Consider the following 21,917-nt stretch of genomic DNA (forward strand, 5'->3'; position numbering starts at 1 on the left):
TTTTTATTTTTTTTCTTAAACAAGGCAAATTTTTTACTCAAAATATATTGTTCTCTATTACAGGGTTATATCTGAATAGACATGTTTGAACAAAGCAAAAACATATTGTAAAACTATGTTTTATAATATGTTTTTTTGTTTTGCATATTCAAAAATGTGGCTTACCTTTGTATCGATAACCTAAAACAATCTTTTTTACCTTAATGCTGATATCACGTTAACCATTACAAAAGAGGCCTTCTCGATCGAGGTGGCCTCTTTTTTTATTGATGGCGGCTTATTTTAAAGTAAAAGCAGCTTTAGATATGGCCAGATCAGCTTTTGAAACCAAAAAATCTATTTGTCAAACTTCTGATGACAATATTGGAGTAAAAATTTCAATGCGTATAAAGCTTTATAAATATACTGTTTCTATGTTCCGTGGGGCACCCGGATCACACGTAGAGCGTTAAACCTGATTAGCAGAAGACAAGAAAGCTTGTCTTCTGCCATAAAGAGCAAAAGTTGAACAGAGTCAAATATCCAACTTTAAAATTGCCTCCCTAATTTTTGTTAAATTTCAATTTCGTTTAAATAATTAAATAAATTACAGCTATATTTGAGCTTAGTAATATATTATTTTCGCAATTTGAATAGATACTATGAATAAAATACTAATTCTGATCGACTACTCCAGTGAGTTCAGCCGCCGCCTGCTAAAGGGACTGATTCAATATTCAAAAGAACACGGCCCATGGATCTTCTACCGGCTGCCTGCTTATTATAAAACTCTCTATGGCGAAGAAGGTATTGTTGAATGGGCAAAAGAATGGGAGGCCGACGCAATTATAGCAAGATGGGACCAAGAAGGAGCTAATCTTCTAGCTACTCTAAACATTCCAATACTTCTTCAAAACTACAAGGAACGTAGCCCATACTTCTCCAACCTGACCGGAGACTATATTGGGACCGGACAAATGGCAGCAAAATTTTTCATCAAAAGGCGTTATAGAAATTTTGCTTTCTACGGTAACAAAGGCGTTGTCTGGTCAAGAGAAAGAGCGGAAGGTTTCTGGAAAGAGGTAGAGAAAGCCGGCGGTAATTATTACTATTTCGAGAGTGAGAACCTGAATGGTGAACAGTGGAGTAAAAGCCATATTCAACTTGACGAATGGTTATTATCGTTACCAAAACCTGTGGGATTATTCGCCTGTGACGATAGCTTTGCACTCCAGGTTTCAGAGATATGCAAGATAAATAACATCAAAATTCCTGAAGATATTTCCTTATTGGGGGTTGACAACGACGAGTTGATATGCAATTTGTCAGATCCTCCTATTTCATCCATCATGACAGATGTGGAAAAAGGCGGTTATGAGGCAGGTAGATTAATTGACAGGTTCATTAAAAGAGAGATAACGGAGCCTTTCGATATAATTATCCGACCAACAAGATTTGAATTAAGAAAATCGACAGAAAAGTATGATATATCGAATGAATATATATCCGAGATAGTGAATTTTATTGAAGACAACTTCACAACCGACATCAACATAGATTCATTTTCCGAAATGGTACCTTTATCCCGCCGAAACCTTGAGGTGAAATTCAAAGACGAAATGGGAATCTCAATTTATCAGTTTATTTTAAGCTGCAGGATAGATTATTTCGCCCATCTATTGTTAACCACAGACAGGACATTATTTGACCTGGCTTTAGAGTCAGGATTCAATGACTGCAAAAACATATCCCGTATTTTTAAAAAAATGAAAGGCTGTACACCTATCGAATATCGTAAAAAGTATAGTGATCATGATAATGAATAACGTTTTTTGAAAACACAATTACGTTTTTAAAGCATTATTGAAAAATATAAGAAATAATTTTGTGTATTCAAGTCATTTTGAAGCACGGTCTTCATATTGTTTTAAAAAATTAATTTAAAAATGAGCACTAAACCTCAAATTAATCAAGTCCGGAATAAAAGCACCACTATCAAGTCTATGATTATTCTGGCACTCCTGTTTTTTATCTTCGGACTGGTATCCTGGGTTAATACCATTTTAATTCCCTATTTCCAGTTAACTCTTCAGCTATCTAATTTCCAATCCTATCTGGTTACATTTGCATTCTATATAGCCTATCTGGTAATGGCCATACCATCCTCTTTCCTGCTTAACAAGGTGGGGTATAAAAGAGGAATGATGTTTGGATTATGGTGCATGGCTTTGGGTGCACTGCTTTTTGTGCCGGCAGCCTACTGGCGCATCTATCAATTGTTTTTATTGGGTCTGTTCCTGCTGGGTGTTGGACTGGCTATTTTGCAATCTGCTGCAAATCCTTATGTAACCATTGTCGGACCTATAGATAGTGCAGCGAAAAGAATGAGCATTGTAGGAACCGGAAACAAGCTGGCAGGAGTGATCGCCAACCTGATTTTTGCCGCTGTTGTCATTAGAGAATCGGACAGAGTCCTTATACGGGAAATAGAAGCCGGAGCTTATACCGGTGAATCTCTTAACGCAGCACTGGATACGCTGATAAAAGGAGTAATAACACCTTACCTTGTTCTGGCAGTCGCATTATTCGTTTTCGGCATTGTGGTTCGTTACTCAACACTGCCTGAATTAGACCCGTCAGTGGTAAATAAGCGTTCCACAGAAGATGAAAATTCACACAAGTCGATTATCCAATATCCGGCTTTAGTGTTAGGTGTAGTTGCAATGTTCTTTCATGTTGGTACCCAGATGATTGCGCTGGGAACCAGTATCCAGTACGCCGGGACCATGGGGGAAAGCCTTTCAGGCCTTGCCCGGAATATTCCATCTTACACAATGTTCCTGACTTTTATCGGCTATTTTTTAGGAATTGCTCTTATACCTAAATATCTGAAACAACGGAATGCCCTGCTGATATGCGCTTCAATAAATCTGGTTTTATCAGCATTGATCATTACCACATCTGGGACAGTAAATTTCCTTGGAATGACTACAGATATTTCACTTTGGTACCTTGTGATGATGGGGCTCCCTAATGCTTTGTTGTATGCAGGTATATGGCCTTTGGCTATAAACAGGCTGGGGAAATATACAAATCTGGGATCTGCATTCCTTGTTATGGCACTAAGTGGAAGTGCAATAATGCCTATTGTTTACAACTCATTTGTTGAAATGAATTCATCATTATCGGCTTTTGATGCAATGAAATTGGCATATTGGGTACTAATCCCATGTTTTGCATATATAGTATGGTATGCTGCTCACGGGTATAGCATCAAAGAGTGGAAACAAAACAAAGCAGAGAGCAGTGTTGCTGTATCTGAAAAAGCTAATTAATAAGATGAATCAAGGAATAGGGCTGGAATGCAACACCTTAGTTTTTCCGCCCGTTACTCTTTGTTTTTCAAATTCACAAAACAAAACCATATTATGGATCGATTAATATTAAAAAACGGAAAGATTATATTCCCGGACAAGATAGAAGAGGACATGACCGTGGTGTGTGAGAATGGGATAATAACCGATATCCTTGACAGTAAAGAGTTCATTCCCGGCAATGGCGATATTGTGATAGATGCAACTAACAAGTATATTGCCCCAGGGTTTATAGATATTCATACCCATGGCGGAGGTGGCCACGACTTTATGGATGGAACGGTAGAAGCTTACCTGGGAGCGGCAGAAACACATGCAAAATATGGGACAACGGCATTATTGCCTACAACGTTGACAAGTACCATAGACGAGCTCATTAACACGTTTAACGTGTATAAAGAAGCCGTTAAAAAGAACACAAAAGGAGCCAAGTTCCTTGGCCTACATCTGGAGGGGCCCTATTTTGCTTACAATCAGCGAGGAGCGCAAGATCCCAAATATCTTAGAAACCCTGAACCGGAAGAGTATAATAAGATTTTATCGGGGTCGGACGATATTGTACGCTGGAGCCTGGCACCGGAATTGCCGGGGGCATTTGAATTCGGGAAAGTGTTGACTTCAAAGAATATCCTGACCTCCATTGCTCATAGCGATGCCATTTATGAAGAGGTGGTTGATGCCTTCAATGCAGGGTTCACCCACGTAACACATCTATATTCGGCAATGTCGTCCGTTACCCGAAGGAATGCATTCCGTTACGCAGGCGTTTTGGAAGCCGCGTACCTGATTGATGATATGACGGTGGAAATTATTGCCGATGGAGTACACCTGCCAAAGCCTCTTCTTCAGTTCGTATATAAATTCAAAGGGCCCGAAAAAACAGCACTATGTACCGATTCCATGCGGGGAGCGGGAATGCCGGACGGAGAATCCATCCTGGGAAGCCTGGAAAAGGGCCAAAAAGTAATTATAGAAGACGGCGTAGCCAAGCTGCCAGACCGTACTGCTTTTGCCGGAAGTGTTGCAACTACTGACCGACTGGTAAGAACAATGACAGAAGTAGCCGAAGTGCCGTTGGTAGAAGCGGTGAAAATGATGACACTAACACCAGCCCGTATTATGCGGATTGATAAGCATAAAGGATCTATCCTGAAAGGAAAAGATGCCGATATAGTTGTTTTTGATAATAATATTAATGTTTCACACACAATTTTAGAAGGAAATGTCATATACACAAATCAACACTGATGTGATCACATTCACGAAAGAAGTGCTGGGAGTGAAAATCTTCCATACAAGAGAAGAGATGGGAAAAGAGGCAGCCATCAATGTATCTGAAACCATTCAAAAACTCCTCAGGGAGAAAGATGAAATAAATATGATATTCGCTGCTGCACCATCGCAAAGCGATTTTATGAAGGAATTAACAGCTGATAAACGGATCCGGTGGGAAAAGATCAATGCCTTTCACATGGATGAGTACATCGGGTTGGAAAAGGATGCTCCTCAGGGATTCGGGAATTTTTTGAGGAAACGAATTTTTGAAAAAGTTCCTTTTAAAAGTGTGCATTATATAAATGGGCTAGCTGAAGACCCTTCAGCCGAATGCGAAAGGTACGCAGGTTTACTTGAGCAAAATCCTGTGGATATCGTTTGCCTGGGAATCGGAGAAAACGGACATATAGCTTTTAACGACCCACCAGTAGCCAATTTTAACGATCCAAAATCGGTGAAGGTGGTGGAATTGGATTTGGCTTGCAGGCAGCAACAGGTGAATGAAAACCTTTTTGCCTCGATAGGCCTGGTTCCCACACATGCAATAACCGTTACAATTCCGGCATTGTTAAGGGCGAAACACATGTTTTGCATGGTACCCGCTGAGAATAAAGCAGAAGCTGTTTACAACACTCTGAACGGTGATATCAGCGAAGCATGCCCGGCCACGATATTAAGAACAAAAAAAGGTGCTATATTATATCTGGACAAAGACAGCGCTTCTTTGTTGGAAAACAACAACCCTGGGGACAAATAACTGTAAACAAATGAAAGATATATTTTACTCGTTCTTTCCCCGGTTTACTGCGTTGCAAATTTCACCAAAATGGGATGGCTATCATAGGCAATTCACATCTCGCAAAACAGAAAAATAACTTCGTGAAATTTGCGCCCTTTATTAATTTAAAATTCTTAATAAGATTTATGTCTTTAACAACATCAAAAAAAAATATTATGAAACTCAGAATTATATTTTTTGCATTTTTAACCTGTTTTTTTTCTCTGTCCCAGGCACAGATAAATATCGGTATCATAGGCCTCGATACCTCTCACGCAACCGCATTTACAAAGTTTTTGAACGGAGAAGATAAAAATGAAGAGTTCAAGGATTTCAGGATCGTTGCTGCCTATCCTTACGGATCTAAAACAATTAAAACGAGCTACGACCGAATACCCGGCTATATTGAACAGGTAAAAGGATTGGGTGTGGAGATTGTTCCATCAATTGCAGAATTACTTAAAAAGGTAGATTGTGTGATGCTTGAAACAAATGACGGGAATCTTCATCTGGAGCAGGCAAACGAAGTTTTTAAAGCAGGGAAAATAGTTTTTATAGATAAGCCAATAGGTGCCAACCTGGCACAAGCCATTGCTATTTTCCAACTTGCTAAAGAATATAACGTACCTGTTTTCTCATCCTCAGCTTTAAGGTATGTTGAACAAAGCCAGAAGCTAAGAAACGGAGAGTTGGGAAAAGTACTTGGAGCAGACTGTTATTCACCCGCTCATCTCGAACCATCACACTCAGATTTAGCATGGTATGGAATACATGGCATTGAGACTTTATTTACGGTTATGGGAACTGGTTGTGTTTCGGTAAACCGTATGTCTTCAGAAGGGACAGATGTGGTGGTTGGACTTTGGGACGATGGCAGAATTGGTACAGTAAGAGGAGCACGTACTGGAAAAGCTCCATATGGAGGAAATGCTGTTACAGACCAGGGAGTTGTCTCTACAGGAACATATGGCGGGTACGAGCCGCTATTAAAGGAAATACTGAAGTTTTTTAAAACCCGTATTCCACCTGTAACTGAAAAAGAGACATTGGAGATATTCACCTTTATCGAAGCTGCAGACATCAGTAAAAGCAAAGGAGGGAAAATTATTCCTTTAGATGCAACATATCAAAAAGGTGTAAAAGAAGCACAAAAACTAATCCGTAATTTAAAATAACAATAAAATGAAAAAGGGATGGCCGATTATTGTAGCCGGGCTGATATTGCTTTCCTGTATACAACAAAACAGGGAAAAAGCCGGTAATAAAACAGCTTTTACCGGCAAAGAAGGTGAAGTAAAACTGATAGTACTTGCACCGGGGCATTTTCATGCCAACTTGCTTCAAAAAAGCACCATTCCCCAAGTAAATGATTCGGTATACGTATACGCAATATCACCTGATGATGCCGGATTAAAACAATATCTTTCAGCTATTGAGCTATTTAACTGCAGATCTGAAAATCCGACAGACTGGCACGAGATTATTTATACCGGCCACGACTTTATGGATAAGATGATAACCGGTAAGAAAGGAAACGTTGTGGTACTTGCAGGTAACAATAAGAATAAGACTGAATATATTCTCAGTGCTGTGAATGCCGGTCTGAATGTATTGTCAGACAAGCCGATGGCAATTAACCGGGAAGATTTCCTTTTGCTGGAAGAAGCGTATAAAAATGCCAAGGAAAAAAATGTTCAACTGTACGATATGATGACAGAACGTTACGATATACTGAACATCATAGAAAAAGAGCTGATAAACAACCCCGATTTCTTTGGAGAACTGGTAAAAGGGACCCCGGAAGATCCCGCAATATATATGGAGAGCGTGCATCACTTCTATAAAGAGGTTTCGGGCACACCACTGATACGACCTGCATGGTACTACGATGTTGAGCAACAGGGAGAGGGTATCGCCGATGTAACAACCCACCTGATTGATTTGCTGTTCTGGAAATGTTTCCCGGGCCAGCCTATCGATTATTCTCGAGACATCGGAAATATCTCAGCTACTCACTGGCCAACTGGAATATCTCAGCAACAGTTCTCTCAATCTACCGGAGAATCAACATTCCCGGATTATCTGCAAAAATATCTCGTTAATTCAATATTAAATGTCTATGCCAACGGAACTGTTAGTTTCGATGTAAGAAACCACAATGTTAGTTTAAAAGTTATATGGAACTACCAGGCACCTGATGGTGGCGCAGACACATTCATCTCCACGTTGAAAGGCACAAAAGCTATTTTGAAGACTGTTCAGAATAAAGAACAAAACTTCGTAAAACAGTTGTATGCACAAAAAGCCGAAGATGTTGATGAAAAAGAGTTTGCACGGAATATAGAAACGGCTATTGGAAAAATAAAAGCTATATATCCATTTGTATCTGCTTCACCTACATCCTATAATGGGGAGTATCTTATAAGTATTCCGGTTGAAAACAGAGAGGGGCATGAGTCGCACTTCAGATATGTAGCTGAAAGTTTTTTCAACTTCTTGGTGAATCGTAATATGCCGGAGTGGGAGAAAACAAATACTTTAGCAAAATATTTCATTACATCAACAGCATTGGCAAAAGCAATTGATTCAAAATGAACAGGGGCGAAAGAATAGGGAGAAATGGTTTATCTTCATTTGATATCCATATTTGGGCTCACCTCTTCCTAAACAAGGAGAGGTGAGAATTGTAATTAAATTATATTCATATTGAAATATACAGCTTTTATAATTCTATATTGTCTGGCTATTTTTCTGCTCTATACGGACAAAATGCATCACGTTTGAAAGAGATGGAAAAAAGTTTGTTATATACCCCTTTTCTTAGCCTGATCCTATACCTGTATTTCGAAACATATTTGCCTCTATCAGGCATATCAAAAAAACAGAGACCGACTTTCCTGAGTCAAGTTGAGCAGAATTAATTTTTATTGATTTATACTGATTATAATAAGTTATTTTTATGAAAACACTCTTTAAGTTTTATTTGCTGTCTATCATCATCTTATCTGTTTCATGTGTAAGCATGAAGCAGAATGAATTAAAAATGATTGAATTGAAAGAGCCAAAACGTCCGGCCGGGCAGAAAAGTGTTCTGCAACTTTCTGCAGATCCAATTCCAACTGTTAGAATTGGCTTTATTGGAGTGGGTAACCGTGGGGGGGCAGCTCTTAGAAGATATATCCATATGGAAGGCGTTGAAATTAAGGCTATCTGCGACCTGAAAGAAGAGCGGGTAAAAACAGGACAATCATATCTTCAAAATAAAAACCTCCCTCCCGCAACGGAATATGTGGGAGAAGATTCATGGAAAGAGGTTTGTGAACGTGATGATATTGATTTAATCTATATATGCACTGATTGGCTATCTCACACCCCAATAGCTGTATATGCCATGAAAAAAGGCAAGCACGTTGCTATGGAAGTACCGGCAGCGGTAACCATAGAAGAATGCTGGCAGTTAGTCGACACAGCAGAAAAGACAAGAAAACACTGCATGATGTTAGAAAATTGCTGTTACGATTTCTTTGAACTAACTACTTTAAACATGGCTCAGAAAGGAGTGTTCGGAGATATTGTCCATGGGGAAGGTGCCTATATTCACGACCTTAGGTCCCAATTGAAAAATGTTGAGGGATGGAGAGTTAAATTTTACGAAACCTATAACGGAAATCCTTACCCTACCCACGGTTTCGGTCCCATTTGCCATACTATGAATATACACAGGGGTGACAAGATGGACTTTCTGGTTTCAGTCTCTTCAAACCAGTTTGGAATTTCTGCCTATTTAAAAGAGCTGTATGGCGATGGATCTCCGGAAACAAAAATAAAACATACATTAGGTGATATGAATACGACCATTATACGTACTGCAAAAGGAAAAACAATCATGGTACAGCATGATGTGACCAGTCCCCGCCCCTACAGCCGTCTTCATACAGTAAGTGGCACAAAGGGCTATGCACAAAAATACCCTACTCCCCTAATTGCTTTGGAGCCGGATTCACATCAATTTCTGACGGAGGAAAAATTTAACGAGCTGATGAAAAAGTATGAGCACCCTTTCATAAAAGAGATAGGAGAGAAAGCTAAAAAAGTGGGAGGCCATGGAGGTATGGACTATATAATGGATTATCGTCTTATTTATTGCTTAAGGAACGGCCTGCCACTTGATATGGACGTTTATGATGCCGCAGAGTGGTCATGTCTGGTTGAACTCACTGAAATTTCAACCACAAATGGAGGCCAACCGGTAAAAATTCCCGATTTTACCCGGGGAGATTGGAATAAACTACAAGGGTTGAACTATTTTCAGTAAAATGGTTTTTTAATTATTTGAATCAAATGACAAATAGAAGAGAATTTATCAAGCAAGTTACAGCCGCAAGTATAGCTGCGGCAATACCTGGGCAGATTTTCGCCCAAAGGGTAACAAAAAAAAGCAATAATGAACTTATCTGGGCTAATTTGCTCCATTTAAGTTATAATATGTGGGAAGATAATACGCCTCTGAAATATCAAACAAAAAGTTCGCCAAGCAATGATTGTCTGGAAACAAGAATGTGGGCACACTGTTATCAGCCGGAACTGACTTTCGATAAAAACGTCTGGGATCAATTATTGAAAAAAATGGTTGATGCCGGAATGAATATGGTTATTATTGATTTAGGAGACGGAGTAAAGTATGATAGCCATCCTGAAATAGCAGTGACAGGAGCCTGGTCTCCCCAGAAGTTAATGAGGGAATTAAAAAAAATCAGAGAGATGGGTTTGGAACCTATTCCCAAATTGAACTTTTCAACTGGTCATAAAGCCTGGTTAGGGCCCTATCAACGTATGATATCCTCAGATAAATATTATGCTGTATGTAAAAATTTGATTGAAGAAGTATGCAGTCTGTTTGACACCCCCCGCTTTTTTCATCTGGGCATGGATGAAGAGACCGCAGTACATCAGAGGAATCATGAAAATATGGTTGTTCGTCAAGGTGAATTGTGGTGGCATGATTTTTATTATTTAGTGGATTTAGTTGAAAAACAAAATGTCAGGCCATGGATCTGGTCCGACTATGCATGGGATCATCCTGATCTTTTTTTTGAAAAAATGCCAAAATCTGTTTTGCAAAGTAACTGGTATTATGGATCACAATTTGAAAATATCAGCAACCCTCTGAATGAAAAATATGTAAGATTATATGACCAGTTGGAGGCACACGGATTTGATCAGATACCGACAGGGAGCAACCACTCAAATGATGTTAATTTCGGAAAAACAGTAGAACATTGCTCGAAAATAATCAGTGCCGACAGACTCAAGGGTTTTATGCAAACGACATGGAGACCTACATTGGCTCCTTGCTTTAAAAAACATTGTGAGGCTATTGAGCAGGTAGCAAATGCTATAGGTTAAAAAAATATTATCATATGAAATCATCATATGAAAACGTCAAACTGACGACATATCCTGAAAAATCTTGCAGGTCTCACAATAGCCGGATTAAAACTGATTCAGGTTATTTTCACTATTATGAATACCCAATGATGCTGCATGGTTCGTTGCAGAATATCATGGGGACTCGTTTCGACATTCTGATTATCGATAAAAGTAAACCGGAATCGGAATATTTATGGAGTGAAACAGTATCTGAGTTACACCGTCTTGATAAGATGATGAACAGATTTGACCCGCTGAGTGAAATATCGATCATAAACCGGGATGCATCGGATAATCCTATCCGTGTAACCTCTGAAATGTGGTCTGTTTTGCAAAGCTGCAGGCAATACTATCTGCAGACTCTAGGATTATTTGATATTACATTAAAAGATTTTTCAAAGGTCGGCTTTGCCTGGCAGGATAAATCAATATATTTTTCTCAACCCGGCTTATCTCTTGATCTGGGAGGATATGCAAAGGGGTATGCTTTGAAAAAAATCAAACAGTACCTGGTTAATGCCGGAGTTCAACACTGTTTTGTGGATTTCGGCAATAGCTCAGTATTGGGAATGGGCCATCATCCTTATGGCGATGCATGGAAAATAAGCATTGTAAACCCATTTAACCCGGGAGAGAACCTTAATGAGATTTCGCTAAGGGACGAGGCTTTATCGGTATCGGGAAATACACCAACCTATACAGGCCATATAGTGCGGCCCGCTTCGGGAGAATCAATAAAAGAGCGTAAAATAATATCAATAACTTCAAAAGACCCGCTGGAGGCCGAAATACTCAGCACGGCTTTTATGATGGCCGGGCGGGAAGAAAAAAAGAATTTATCTGAGAATTTTAAAATTAAAAATATTATTGAATATAGTTTATAGAATAACAATTCGGTATTCCTCTTAGGAGACTGATAATAACAAGTTGATTATCAACTCTGAATACTTTTTTGGGGTAAGGAGCATAACTAACTGATTATTCAGCTATTAAGTAAGAATTTACCGGAATGTATACAGGACTTATAAGGAAGTAAAATCATGTCGAACAAAAAACCTAAACAAGTGGATACCAGCCTGCGGCAATTTATTAAGGACTTAGGTTATATTTCGGGAGGTGCCACGCTATTGGCAACAACCCCGTGGCTGCAATCGTTCACAACGGATAAAGCAAAAGAAATTAAAAACGAAAAAGCACGTATAGGATTTATAGGGACGGGCTCCAGAGGAACTTACAGTATCCATGCTGTATCAAATATTCCGCATGCGGAAATTGTTGCTTTATGTGATATATATCCGCCGAACTTGAAGGCAGCCTCTGCTCTGTGCCCAAATGCAAAGACCTACACAGACTACAGGAAAATGCTGGAATCTACCGATATAGACGGTGTTATTATATCAACCCCACTCTATTTACATGCACCCATTACTCTGGATGCGTTGGAGGCTGGCAAGCATGTGTTTTGTGAGAAGGCTATGGCTTTGACCATGGATCAATGCAAAGTGGTTTACGAGGCATACAGGAAAACTGACAGAGTGCTCTATTTTTGTATGCAACGGATGTTCGATGAGAAGTATATAAAAGGGATGCAGATGATTCATTCCGGATTAATTGGAGATGTTATGGGAGCCCGTTGTCATTGGTTCCGGAATCATGACTGGCGTCGACCTGTACCTTCCCCGGAACTGGAGCGTCAGATAAACTGGCGCCTCTATTGGGACTACTCGGCCGGATTAATGACTGAACTAGCTGCGCATCAGCTGGAGGTGTGCTGCTGGGCCATGAAGATGGTCCCCGAATCAGTAATGGGAATGGGCGATATCGTATATTGGAAAGATGGAAGAGAGGTGTATGATAGCGTGAATCTGGTATACCATTACAACAACGGAGTCAAAATCAATTACGAGTCTCTTATTTCCAATAAATTTAATGGGATGGAGGATCAGATCCTTGGCAGTAAAGGTACCATGAACCTGGCTACCGGCATTTATTATCTGGAAGATGAAGCCGGTAGTAACAAATCGGGTATTGAACAATTAATCGGACAGATAGGCAATAAAATATATGCCTCAGTGCCGGCTGCCGGCCCAAGCTGGCGACCTGAGACAAAAGAGAGGTATACTCCTCACAACATCATTGAAGGAGAATTTCATGTAAATGACGGGTTATCGATGATTGGAGCCCTGAAAGATGGTTCCGATGAAATTCTGTCTGCATTCTGCCAAGCTTGTATTACCGGCGAAAAAGGGAAAAATATTGTTGAGGAAGCTTATCTTGCCACAATGCTTTGCCATTTGGGGAATCAGGCTATTACCGAACAAAAGAAGATCTCTTTCCCGGAAGAATATAAAATTCCATATATGAGATTTTCTTAAACTGAGTTTTTCTATACCAATTATTACTTAATTATTAAAGGAGACGCATGAAGATGAAAGATTTAATTATAACGTCAAAGCGGTTAAAAAAAGAAATATTTATTCTTTCCGCCTGCTTTATCATAGCATTCCTGATAAATATTTTTTCAATTATTACTTTCAAAACACCCTGGTATGAAATGTTTACCCAAATAGGATATGTTATTATTATTTCTATAACTTTGTATCTGCTTGTTGCAATGGTCAGAGCTGTTGCCCTTTTGATGAAAAGACTGATCAAAAGGGCTGCATGATTTCATCGGGCACTCATAAAAAGCTGCTCATTTGAGACTACTACATTTATGTAGAGAATATATTTGTAAGACATCCGACAGTTATAAAAAGCCGTTTCTTTGCGACCCATGCAATCTTTAGTCAAGACGGGGCACTAACCAATATCAATTGCAAGATTTTGCTTTTATCGTAACAAATGCGAAACTTCAATAAACAGTTTATAAACCAATATAATGATGAACAAATTCGCACTATTTTTTCTCACGCTTTGTATCTCAATAACTTCTGTTCATGCGAAACAAATAAAACTACTAACTATCGGGAACAGTTTCTCTGAAGATGCAATTGAGTATTACCTCGCAGGATTAGCTGAAGCTAATGGCGATACCATTATAATCGGGAACATGTATATTGGCGGGTGCTCTTTAGAAAAACACTACATCAATTCTGTAAATAATTTTCCCAACTATTCGTATAGAAAAATTGTAAACGGTATTAAGACTACTACACCAGGTTACAGGCTGATTGATGCTATTAGTGATGAAGAGTGGGACTATATCTCTTTTCAACAAGTAAGCTCACTTTCCGGCCAATACGAGTCCTATTGCCCATATCTTGAACAGTTGATAAGTTTCGTGGAAAAACACTCCTCCAATCCTGACATGGAGATAGTATTACACGCTACCTGGGCATATGCACAAACTTCTACTCATGCCGGTTTTTCCAATTACGGCAACAATCAGATCTCGATGTACAATGCAATTATTGATGCCTCTTGCCGTGCAGCACAAAAAATGGGAATCAAGATTATTATCCCTGCCGGCACAGCCATACAAAACGGAAGGACAAGCAGTCTGGGAGATACTTTTTGCAAGGATGGGTATCATTTGGATATTAACTACGGAAGATACACGGCTTCTTGCACATGGTACGAGAAATTATTTGAAAAACCGGTTGTAGGAAACAGTTACGTCCCCTGCACAGTTACTCCCTTTCAGGCAAAAGTAGCTCAACTTTCCGCCCACCACGCTGTAAACAATCCCTATAAGATTACGCCTATAGAAGTAAGTGAAGATTCCTGGCGTACGATTGCCTCCTATTTCTATCCACCAAAAGAGTACGAATACAGTTTCCACGGCTATCGAACTCCTCTGCAGTTTTACGATGGTACCCCTGTAAAGGATAGAGCCGATTGGAGAAAAAGGCGTGAAGAGATCCGCTCCCGCTGGATGGAGATGATGGGGGAATGGCCACCTATATTAGATCAGCAGGAATTTGAAATTATCGGAAAAGAGAAAAGAGAAGATTTCATGCAGTACATAGTACGGTTTTATTGGACGCCCAACGAACAAACGGAAGGCTATTTGCTTGTTCCCGATAAGAAAGGTAAAAAACCAGCTGTGATCTCTGTATTCTACGAACCTGAAACAGCAGCGGGAATAGGTGAAAAACCCTATAAAGATTTTGCTTATCAACTGGTTAAAAAAGGATTTGTCACTCTCTCCCTTGGTACTTCTGTGACAACTAAAAACAAAACATACTCCATCTATTATCCAAACATAGAGAATGCAACCATCCAGCCTTTATCAGTATTGGCCTACGCCGCAGCAAATGCACTGGAAGCACTGACAAAGTCAGAGGATGTAGACCCGGAACGGATAGGAATTGTAGGGCATTCATACGGGGGAAAATGGGCTCTGTTCGCCTCTTGCCTGTACGATAAGTTTGCCTGTGCAGCGTGGGGCGACCCCGGTATTGTTTTTGACGAAACAAAAGGAGGAAACGTCAATTACTGGGAACCGTGGTATTTAGGTTATTATAAGCCACCATGGAATCATACCTGGAGCAAGACAGGGAAGAATGCCAGGGGTTTATATCCAATGCTTCGTAATGAAGGATACGACCTGCATGAGCTTCATGCACTCATGGCTCCTCGTCCTTTTCTTGTTTCCGGCGGATCGTCCGATCCTCTTGAGCGTTGGATTCCGCTAAACCATTCTATCGCCGTAAATAAACTGTTGGGATATACCCACCGGGTTGCCATGACCAACCGTCCCGAGCATAGCCCGAATGCAGAATCAAACGAAGTGCTATATTCATTTTTTGAGTGGTTTTTGAAATAAAGTACATCCATATTTCGCATGTATCTACTTGGTACCCTTTTCACATAAATCAAAATCAAACAAATTAATTCAATAATTCAGGAGGGAAAAATTATGAAATCCAATAGAAGAAGTTTTTTGAAACATGTAATATCCGGAGCTGTGGGGTCGAGTTTTATTTATAATACTTATGCAGATGAATCATTTAAGTGGAAGACCAATATTGAAAATGATAAACAGGCAGACTTTATACATGGAAGTTCATTACCCTCCGGTGGATCATTTTTTAACAATTCCACACCAGGCCGGGTAAATGCTTCAGGTATAATTGACATACACTCGGAAATAAAAATAAATGAACCCTTTCATGGTGCTATCTTAAACTGGAGACATGGCGAAAAGACGGATAATGGTTTGAAAATCAGAGTTAAAGGAACAGCGCCTGTTAATCAAAAAGTTATTGTAAATGGGGTAATCGCTCAGCGCAATGATACTATGTTTACGGCAGAGATCATCATTGAAGATAAAGAGACTGAGATTACTGCAACTGCAGGTGATTATTTAGGACAAAAATCACATAGTATCCGGGTCATTTGGGACAGGAATTCTTTTCCCCGCTACAGCCTGAATATTGATGATAATATTTTCTTCCTGAGAGATATTGCCCGAAAAAAATACACCTCACTCTTCGATTGCTTCTATCTGAAAGGACTTCGTGAAATACATCGTAAATATGGGACAAAATATCATTTAAATATTTATTATTCAGATGGTTTAGAATACACTCAGGAAAAAGAGTTCACTTTATGCGAATTTCCGGATAGATATAAGAGTGAATGGATTGATAATTCTGATTGGTTAAAATTAGCCTTCCATGCATATACAAATAAACCCGACAGACCTTATCAAAATACTCCTCCTGAAAAAATAATTAATGATTTAGATATGGTTGCAGAACAAATTTTTCGTTTTGCAGGGCAAGAAACTTATGGCATCATGACAAATATACATTGGGATTTGAATCCTTCTGCCTTTAAACCATTGGCAAATAAAGGCATTCGCGTTTTAAGTGCATATTTTGCACATAATCAAAACGGCTGGAATATCAATTTGGGGTTGGATGAAGATCGTTCGAGGTATCTTTCAACCCATGATTTACTTATGGATTTTGACAGCGGAATCATTTTCTGTAAAACCGATATGGTTTGCAATTCAACCCCCCTAAACGAAATTGTTCCAACATTAGAATCAATATCCAAAAACCCGGATTGTGCTGAAATAATGGATATTTTTACGCATGAGCAATATTTCTGGCCATTTTATAATAGCTATTTACCGGACCATTTCCAACGATTGGAAAAAACCGTACAATGGCTCACTGAACACAATTACAAGCCCGTATTGTGGAATGACGGGATAATGGGTGCTCCAATTTAAAAGGTCATCTCTGTTTAAAATGTCAGTGCAGCATACCCAAATATATTTTTGATGAATTTTCTATTTAATGCCCTGGCTCTGCAGCAAAAGTTATTGCTTTTTATATACTTTTACATAATCTACCATAAAAGTATCAGGAGCACAAGCATTCTTTATTCCTTCAAGCGTTGACGGTATCTCCATGCTGAGAATCATATACTGATCAATTTTCGATACGCCTTCACTTATCTCATGAAACTTCAGTCCATCAATAAAGAATACATATTTCTCCGGTGTCCATTCAAGTGCGTAGGTATGAAAACCTTCCGAAAGCCCTTTCAGGTCACTGTCCAGACGTCCTACCGATTTCTGGTTTGGCCCATAAGCCCAGTGAACACAATGTGTCATATGATCGTCTCCTAGCTCCTTGAAATATTCAAAAATATCTATTTCCGCACCAAAAACTGCAGGATCTTCACCTTTCGATATCAGTGGAGACTGCATCCAAAATGCCGCCCAGGGCCCACTACATTTTTGAAGGCGGGCACGGCATTCGAAATAACCATAGGTAGTATTAAATGTTTGATAGCTTCCTACGGCACTACCCATAATACTGTCTTTCTTGATGTCATACATAAGAAGTAAACACCCATCATTTACGGCAACCATAGAAGGGTCGTTGTAACCAATGCGGCGAGGTCCGGTTCCCCTGACTTTCCATTTTAAAGTGTCCAGTTCTGTACCTTCAAAATTATCTTCCCAAAAGAGGGAATAACCTTCATTCTCGGGAATAAAGAGATCTTGTGAAATCGCGCTGTTTTCAGGGATAACGCTCTCTTCTGCTTCTTTTTTTGATTCTTTACACGCAGATATAACTATGATACCTAACGTTAAAATTACAATTAACTTTTTCATTTTTTGTCTTTAATTATTATATATTTGTCATTTTAGATAGTTGTCGATAAAGCGGTATGCATCTTCCCTTATTTCAGAGGGAAAATCGTGGCCTGTGCGAGGATAAACAAATTTTACCGCATCATCTGCATTCATAAAGCGATAGACTTCCCTGACACGGCTTTCACACTTTCTTACACCTTCTACAGAAAAATTGAGGTCATATATCGGAGAATTTGAAAAAAAAGGCCTGGGAGCAATTGCTGCAATAATTTCATCAAAATCGAAAGGGATCTTTTCAGCATCCAGATCGAATTTGTCTCTGATAAAGGGCATGTACCTTTCTTGTGCCCAGGGTCCCAAACGGCTTCCATATTGAATAATACTTTTTTCACCTGCATGGTAGTAATCAAAGAGTGTCCATCCGCAGCTGGAAACAACAACTTTAATTCGTGGGTCAAAAGCTGCTACAAAAAGGGCGTTATGACCGCCTAAAGAGTGCCCGATAACCCCAATTCTCTTCTTATCAACATAGGGAAGAGACTGCAACAGATCAATACAGGAAATATGATTATAAATGCCTTTCATTGTTCCTGAATTATACCGGTCTTTCGCGAAGTCGTAATTTCCCAGTTCACCCATACTCGGATAATCCGGCGCAATAACCACATATCCCCTCTCTGCCAGTTCTTTTGCATAGGCTCTGTTTTTAATGCCGGCAGCACCATCAATTATCTTCTTACCTTCAGCACCGGTCCCATGAAGGGCAAGTATGGCAGGTAACAACTTCGAAATATTCTTTGGGCGGTATAGATAAGCGAACACTTTTTCTGATGGTGCCACCTCAAAGTTTATGGTGTAACGGATATATGTATCGTAAACAGCTGTGTCGGAATATTCAACATGCAATTTTTTCTTCTGCCGTTGCGGAAGTTTTCCCATCACAAGTTGCATATTTTTCAGTATATCCTCCCTTTTTCCGCTCCATTCATTTTTATTAGTTATGGGTAAGACATTCCCTTTACGGTCTCTATAAGTCAAAAGGTCATAAGAGCTATTTATAACGCTGCGGCTTAAAAGGCGTTTAATCTTTGCCAGAATCAACTTTTCCGATTCAGCGGTTACAGGACTGGATTCAATCTCATACCCTCCTTCAGCATAGGCTTCTTCTGTTCCGATATAAAACGGACCATAATCGCCATAAGCAGCCATCGCAACAAAATTATCGGGAAACATCTTTTTAGCTGCCAGTTGATACTCAATAAAGAGTTCTCCCGGCATAAATAGTATACGGGCGTTATGGATCCGCAAACAGGCTATTTCTATACCCTTCCCTTCAACTCTTCTCTTATACCAGCCCAAACGGCCCATATTGTTGGCAAGTAAACGGCTGTTCATTTGATTCATTTCCGTCTCTATCTCTTTGACTTTATCTCTATAGGGCAATAATAGATTTTCGGTATTCCACCCCAGGTCAGCCTGTCTGACACTGTATTTTTTAGTATTGTTCCATGCACGCTCCATTCCATCTGCCATTCTCCTAGCCAGGATTAAACGGTTTTCATGGCTGCCATCATTATACTTCCCGGCTGCCACATTACCTCCTGCGCCGTTGAAATGTATGTGCATGGCATCCGGCACAGCCAACTGGCGCAGAAAACGGGCAATACCTGGAAAATCAGGATTGGCTATTTTAGTAAGATAATAACTCTGTGGATGTGTTGCATAGAAGCTTAATACAGCCAGTGGAGTATTATTGTTCCAGAAACTTACAAGCGACACTTCCGGATCTATCAGCCCCTCAGGCATGGAACGGAGGATGGAATCTTTGGTTGAAGAACCACGCATAGCCACAATCCGTCCCTCTTTTTTATAAACCCTCCTGTTTGAAGCAACCTTATACACTTCCGCACTGCCTATACCTATATCTGTTACCTCCTTAACGTCGTTAAGTGACAAGTGGATAGCTGACTGAAGCCTTCGGATTACCTCCCGGGCAAAAGTGCCGTCAAAACAACCTGAAGGAATATTTTTATCTTTTAAAATTTTCTCAGCTGTGAAATCACATATCGGAGCATCATGCTGATGAACAGTATGTACTACCACCCTGTTGGGGATAGTGCCGGCAGCTTCAGCCAAAGCCTCCTTGAATATATCCTGTGACTCATTGGCAATTCCTATCCAGTCTACAGAACACAAAACGATGGGCTCGCCTCCGCCCAACAACACAATGCCCCTAGCCCTCAGTGTTTGTTCCCCGGAATTTATCATCGGGTCGTAAGTGAGACTGCTGCCAATTGGTGGAGTAGCATCCACATCAAAAACAGCAATTCCTATTCCACTTGTCCCGGGTGGGGTAGCATATAAAGCATTTGGGAATGCTGACCCCGCTATGCAAAAAAGAAAAAGAAAAATCAATTGCAATTTTATCACTTTCCGCTGTCTGTTGCTTATCATTTCATCTAATTTTTATAATATTTAAATTATTCTGCATACCTTCATTAAACCTGATAGAAAGCTCAAAGTATGAATGCTTGTTCACTTTCTCAGAATATAAGCGGACTATACTAAAAGAACAAAAGCACCTCCATATCACTGCAAATCTGCAAGATACACCTCCATGGGAGACAATACCTTGATGTCTCCGGCAGGCATGGTAAAAGAGATTGAATCGGTTTTACTGGTATTTGTTGCAATAATATATTTTTTTCCACTCTTTTCACCTTTTATCGTTACATGTTGATCCCCATCAACCATTGTTTCAAGTGTATTAAGCTTAATTATTGCAAGATTATTATTCAGCTCTTCCATTATTGGAACCAGCTCGTCAAAAACTTCCGGTGTTTTGGACCAGTCATTCCAGAAAAGCACTCCTGTAGCACCATGTATTATTGCAGTGTATATCTGGCATTTTACAATTTTCAGATAATCAGAAGGAGTTAAATTCGACGGCTTTGCATATCCATTTCCATCAAAATATAACCATATAGGGACTTTGCTCCCCAATCCGGCTCTAAGTGCATCAACAGTAATGCCTGCAAGTATGGGATATGCATAGAAATCAAGAAATGCATTGATTCCGAATACATCTCCGTTTTCTTTATAATCCTCAGAAATAATCCGGATGTTCTCCTTCCATATATTTATCAGCGTTTCCCGATCATATTTGTTATATGAGTATTCTCCATTTGTAAATTGATATACTGGAGTACCGTCATAAGCTTCATAAAATCCGAGCAGCGGGAATTTACATTTGCGAGCATCCTCACTAATCAAATTATAGGGGGGATCAGCCGGCATCGTTTCATTCTTTTCGAGATAACGTTTTTCAAAAAGATAGGTACTCCCCTTGGCATGTCCCAGCAGATCAACATATACAAGAGCTTCCGGATCATGTTTTTTAAGCCTTTGGTTGATCAAGGTCCCTACTGCAGGGGGAACAGCCCATTTGCTTACCCCTCCCAATGCTATCTCGTCTATATGAGAGTATATATATTTATCGTGGGTTTTTTTACCCAATAAGGCAATTATCTGAGAATCGAGATACTGAATAAAATCGGGATTGTCGGCTTCCTTTTTTATATATTGGCTTCTATAATAATCTTTATCTGCGCTGTCGGGTAAACTTTCTATCCTGTCAAGATAACCATGGAGTATTGGTGAAAAGGGATTCAAAATATGAATCTTGTCCGACATATACTCCTTTTCGTTGCCTAACGACATAAACAGCATATTGAAAGGTGAGGTCTTTTTCTTGAAGAGCAACTCGTTTTGAACATATGCAAGACTGTCTGCTTCGGGCTCCTGGGTAAATACATAGCCTGGCACATGCCATGTGCCGATGGCAAAGAATCTGTTTTCCACGTTCTTTCCATCTTTTGTAACAATCCATCCTTCATCATCTATGCTCCAGGTTTTTGCACTTGAAGTTGATTCCTGAGCATTCATACAACCGCTCAGATAGAGGAAACAGATACCACTAAAAATAATATTAAATACTCCGTAATTTTTCATAATTGTG

General features: G+C 39.6%; 15 protein-coding genes and 1 pseudogene. 13 read left to right on the plus strand and 3 right to left on the minus strand.

The features are described 5' to 3' along the window. Nucleotides 1-641: 641 nt before the first annotated feature. From B3B27_RS03175 to B3B27_RS03235, 13 genes and pseudogenes are all read left to right on the plus strand, one after another. On the plus strand, nt 642-1,805 hold the full coding sequence (locus tag B3B27_RS03175; protein ID WP_238868774.1) for a xylose operon transcription regulator XylR: 1,164 nt from the start codon (nt 642-644) through the stop codon (nt 1,803-1,805). Between the two features lie 120 nt (nt 1,806-1,925). Beyond that, on the plus strand, nt 1,926-3,314 hold the full coding sequence (locus tag B3B27_RS03180; RefSeq protein WP_238868773.1) for an MFS transporter: 1,389 nt from the start codon (nt 1,926-1,928) through the stop codon (nt 3,312-3,314). 93 nt (nt 3,315-3,407) lie between these two features. Next, nucleotides 3,408-4,601, plus strand: coding sequence for an N-acetylglucosamine-6-phosphate deacetylase (nagA, locus tag B3B27_RS03185; RefSeq protein WP_286846814.1), 1,194 nt, complete (start codon nt 3,408-3,410; stop codon nt 4,599-4,601). After that, nucleotides 4,576-5,385 carry a glucosamine-6-phosphate deaminase gene (locus tag B3B27_RS03190; RefSeq protein WP_238868771.1) on the plus strand — a complete coding sequence of 270 codons (810 nt, stop codon included), beginning with the start codon at nt 4,576-4,578 and terminating at the stop codon, nt 5,383-5,385. The genes nagA and B3B27_RS03190 overlap by 26 nt, the downstream gene beginning before the upstream one ends. A 197-nt stretch (nt 5,386-5,582) precedes the next feature. Continuing rightward, nucleotides 5,583-6,581, plus strand: a complete 999-nt coding sequence (locus tag B3B27_RS03195; RefSeq protein ID WP_238868769.1) for a Gfo/Idh/MocA family protein — start codon at nt 5,583-5,585, stop codon at nt 6,579-6,581. 7 nt (nt 6,582-6,588) lie between these two features. Next, a complete protein-coding gene (locus B3B27_RS03200; RefSeq protein WP_238868767.1) occupies nt 6,589-8,001 on the plus strand; it encodes a putative oxidoreductase C-terminal domain-containing protein in 1,413 nt (470 codons plus the stop codon). A gap of 364 nt (nt 8,002-8,365) precedes the next feature. Then, on the plus strand, nt 8,366-9,721 hold the full coding sequence (locus tag B3B27_RS03205; RefSeq protein ID WP_238868765.1) for a Gfo/Idh/MocA family protein: 1,356 nt from the start codon (nt 8,366-8,368) through the stop codon (nt 9,719-9,721). Nucleotides 9,722-9,747: 26 nt separating this feature from the next. Continuing rightward, nucleotides 9,748-10,812 (plus strand): Tat pathway signal protein, encoded by a 1,065-nt coding sequence (locus tag B3B27_RS03210; RefSeq protein ID WP_238868763.1) that lies wholly within the window; start codon nt 9,748-9,750, stop codon nt 10,810-10,812. A gap of 14 nt (nt 10,813-10,826) precedes the next feature. Continuing rightward, the gene (locus B3B27_RS03215; protein WP_407681783.1) at nt 10,827-11,720 is read left to right on the plus strand and encodes an FAD:protein FMN transferase; all 894 of its coding nucleotides are present in this window, start codon (nt 10,827-10,829) and stop codon (nt 11,718-11,720) included. Between the two features lie 156 nt (nt 11,721-11,876). Further along, complete coding sequence (locus tag B3B27_RS03220; protein WP_286846815.1) at nt 11,877-13,211, plus strand: Gfo/Idh/MocA family protein; 1,335 nt, start codon at nt 11,877-11,879, stop codon at nt 13,209-13,211. A gap of 509 nt (nt 13,212-13,720) precedes the next feature. Continuing rightward, a pseudogene (locus tag B3B27_RS03225) lies at nt 13,721-14,503 on the plus strand (DUF4886 domain-containing protein); the annotation flags it as partial. Between the two features lie 30 nt (nt 14,504-14,533). Continuing rightward, nucleotides 14,534-15,607 carry a prolyl oligopeptidase family serine peptidase gene (locus tag B3B27_RS03230; protein WP_238869414.1) on the plus strand — a complete coding sequence of 358 codons (1,074 nt, stop codon included), beginning with the start codon at nt 14,534-14,536 and terminating at the stop codon, nt 15,605-15,607. A gap of 93 nt (nt 15,608-15,700) precedes the next feature. Beyond that, nucleotides 15,701-17,023 (plus strand): hypothetical protein, encoded by a 1,323-nt coding sequence (locus B3B27_RS03235; RefSeq protein WP_238868758.1) that lies wholly within the window; start codon nt 15,701-15,703, stop codon nt 17,021-17,023. Between the two features lie 90 nt (nt 17,024-17,113). Here the strand turns inward: B3B27_RS03235 and B3B27_RS03240 are convergent, their stop codons facing one another. The 3 genes from B3B27_RS03240 to B3B27_RS03250 all read right to left on the minus strand — a co-directional run bounded on the left by B3B27_RS03240 (nt 17,114) and on the right by B3B27_RS03250 (nt 21,910). Next, nucleotides 17,114-17,917, minus strand: coding sequence for a glycoside hydrolase family 16 protein (locus B3B27_RS03240; RefSeq protein WP_238868757.1), 804 nt, complete (start codon nt 17,915-17,917; stop codon nt 17,114-17,116). A 27-nt stretch (nt 17,918-17,944) separates the two neighbouring features. Beyond that, a complete protein-coding gene (locus B3B27_RS03245) occupies nt 17,945-20,353 on the minus strand; it encodes an alpha/beta hydrolase (RefSeq protein WP_238868756.1) in 2,409 nt (802 codons plus the stop codon). A 135-nt stretch (nt 20,354-20,488) separates the two neighbouring features. Next, on the minus strand, nt 20,489-21,910 hold the full coding sequence (locus B3B27_RS03250) for a hypothetical protein (protein WP_286846818.1): 1,422 nt from the start codon (nt 21,908-21,910) through the stop codon (nt 20,489-20,491). Between the last annotated feature and the right edge of the window lie 7 nt (nt 21,911-21,917).

Origin of the sequence: Proteiniphilum sp. UBA5463, assembly GCF_002427225.1 — a bacterium.
GTDB classification, from domain to species: domain Bacteria; phylum Bacteroidota; class Bacteroidia; order Bacteroidales; family Dysgonomonadaceae; genus Proteiniphilum; species Proteiniphilum propionicum.

What these genes read in the sequence shown, in the direction of transcription:
- B3B27_RS03175 (WP_238868774.1), top strand. Translation starts at nt 642, where the DNA reads ATGAATAAAATACTAATTCTGATCGACTACTCCAGTGAGTTCAGCCGC.
- B3B27_RS03180 (WP_238868773.1), top strand. Translation starts at nt 1,926, where the DNA reads ATGAGCACTAAACCTCAAATTAATCAAGTCCGGAATAAAAGCACCACT.
- nagA (WP_286846814.1), top strand. Translation starts at nt 3,408, where the DNA reads ATGGATCGATTAATATTAAAAAACGGAAAGATTATATTCCCGGACAAG.
- B3B27_RS03190 (WP_238868771.1), top strand. Translation starts at nt 4,576, where the DNA reads ATGTCATATACACAAATCAACACTGATGTGATCACATTCACGAAAGAA.
- B3B27_RS03195 (WP_238868769.1), top strand. Translation starts at nt 5,583, where the DNA reads ATGAAACTCAGAATTATATTTTTTGCATTTTTAACCTGTTTTTTTTCT.
- B3B27_RS03200 (WP_238868767.1), top strand. Translation starts at nt 6,589, where the DNA reads ATGAAAAAGGGATGGCCGATTATTGTAGCCGGGCTGATATTGCTTTCC.
- B3B27_RS03205 (WP_238868765.1), top strand. Translation starts at nt 8,366, where the DNA reads ATGAAAACACTCTTTAAGTTTTATTTGCTGTCTATCATCATCTTATCT.
- B3B27_RS03210 (WP_238868763.1), top strand. Translation starts at nt 9,748, where the DNA reads ATGACAAATAGAAGAGAATTTATCAAGCAAGTTACAGCCGCAAGTATA.
- B3B27_RS03215 (WP_407681783.1), top strand. Translation starts at nt 10,827, where the DNA reads ATGAAATCATCATATGAAAACGTCAAACTGACGACATATCCTGAAAAA.
- B3B27_RS03220 (WP_286846815.1), top strand. Translation starts at nt 11,877, where the DNA reads ATGTCGAACAAAAAACCTAAACAAGTGGATACCAGCCTGCGGCAATTT.
- B3B27_RS03235 (WP_238868758.1), top strand. Translation starts at nt 15,701, where the DNA reads ATGAAATCCAATAGAAGAAGTTTTTTGAAACATGTAATATCCGGAGCT.
- B3B27_RS03240 (WP_238868757.1), bottom strand. Translation starts at nt 17,917, where the DNA reads ATGAAAAAGTTAATTGTAATTTTAACGTTAGGTATCATAGTTATATCT.
- B3B27_RS03245 (WP_238868756.1), bottom strand. Translation starts at nt 20,353, where the DNA reads ATGATAAGCAACAGACAGCGGAAAGTGATAAAATTGCAATTGATTTTT.
- B3B27_RS03250 (WP_286846818.1), bottom strand. Translation starts at nt 21,910, where the DNA reads ATGAAAAATTACGGAGTATTTAATATTATTTTTAGTGGTATCTGTTTC.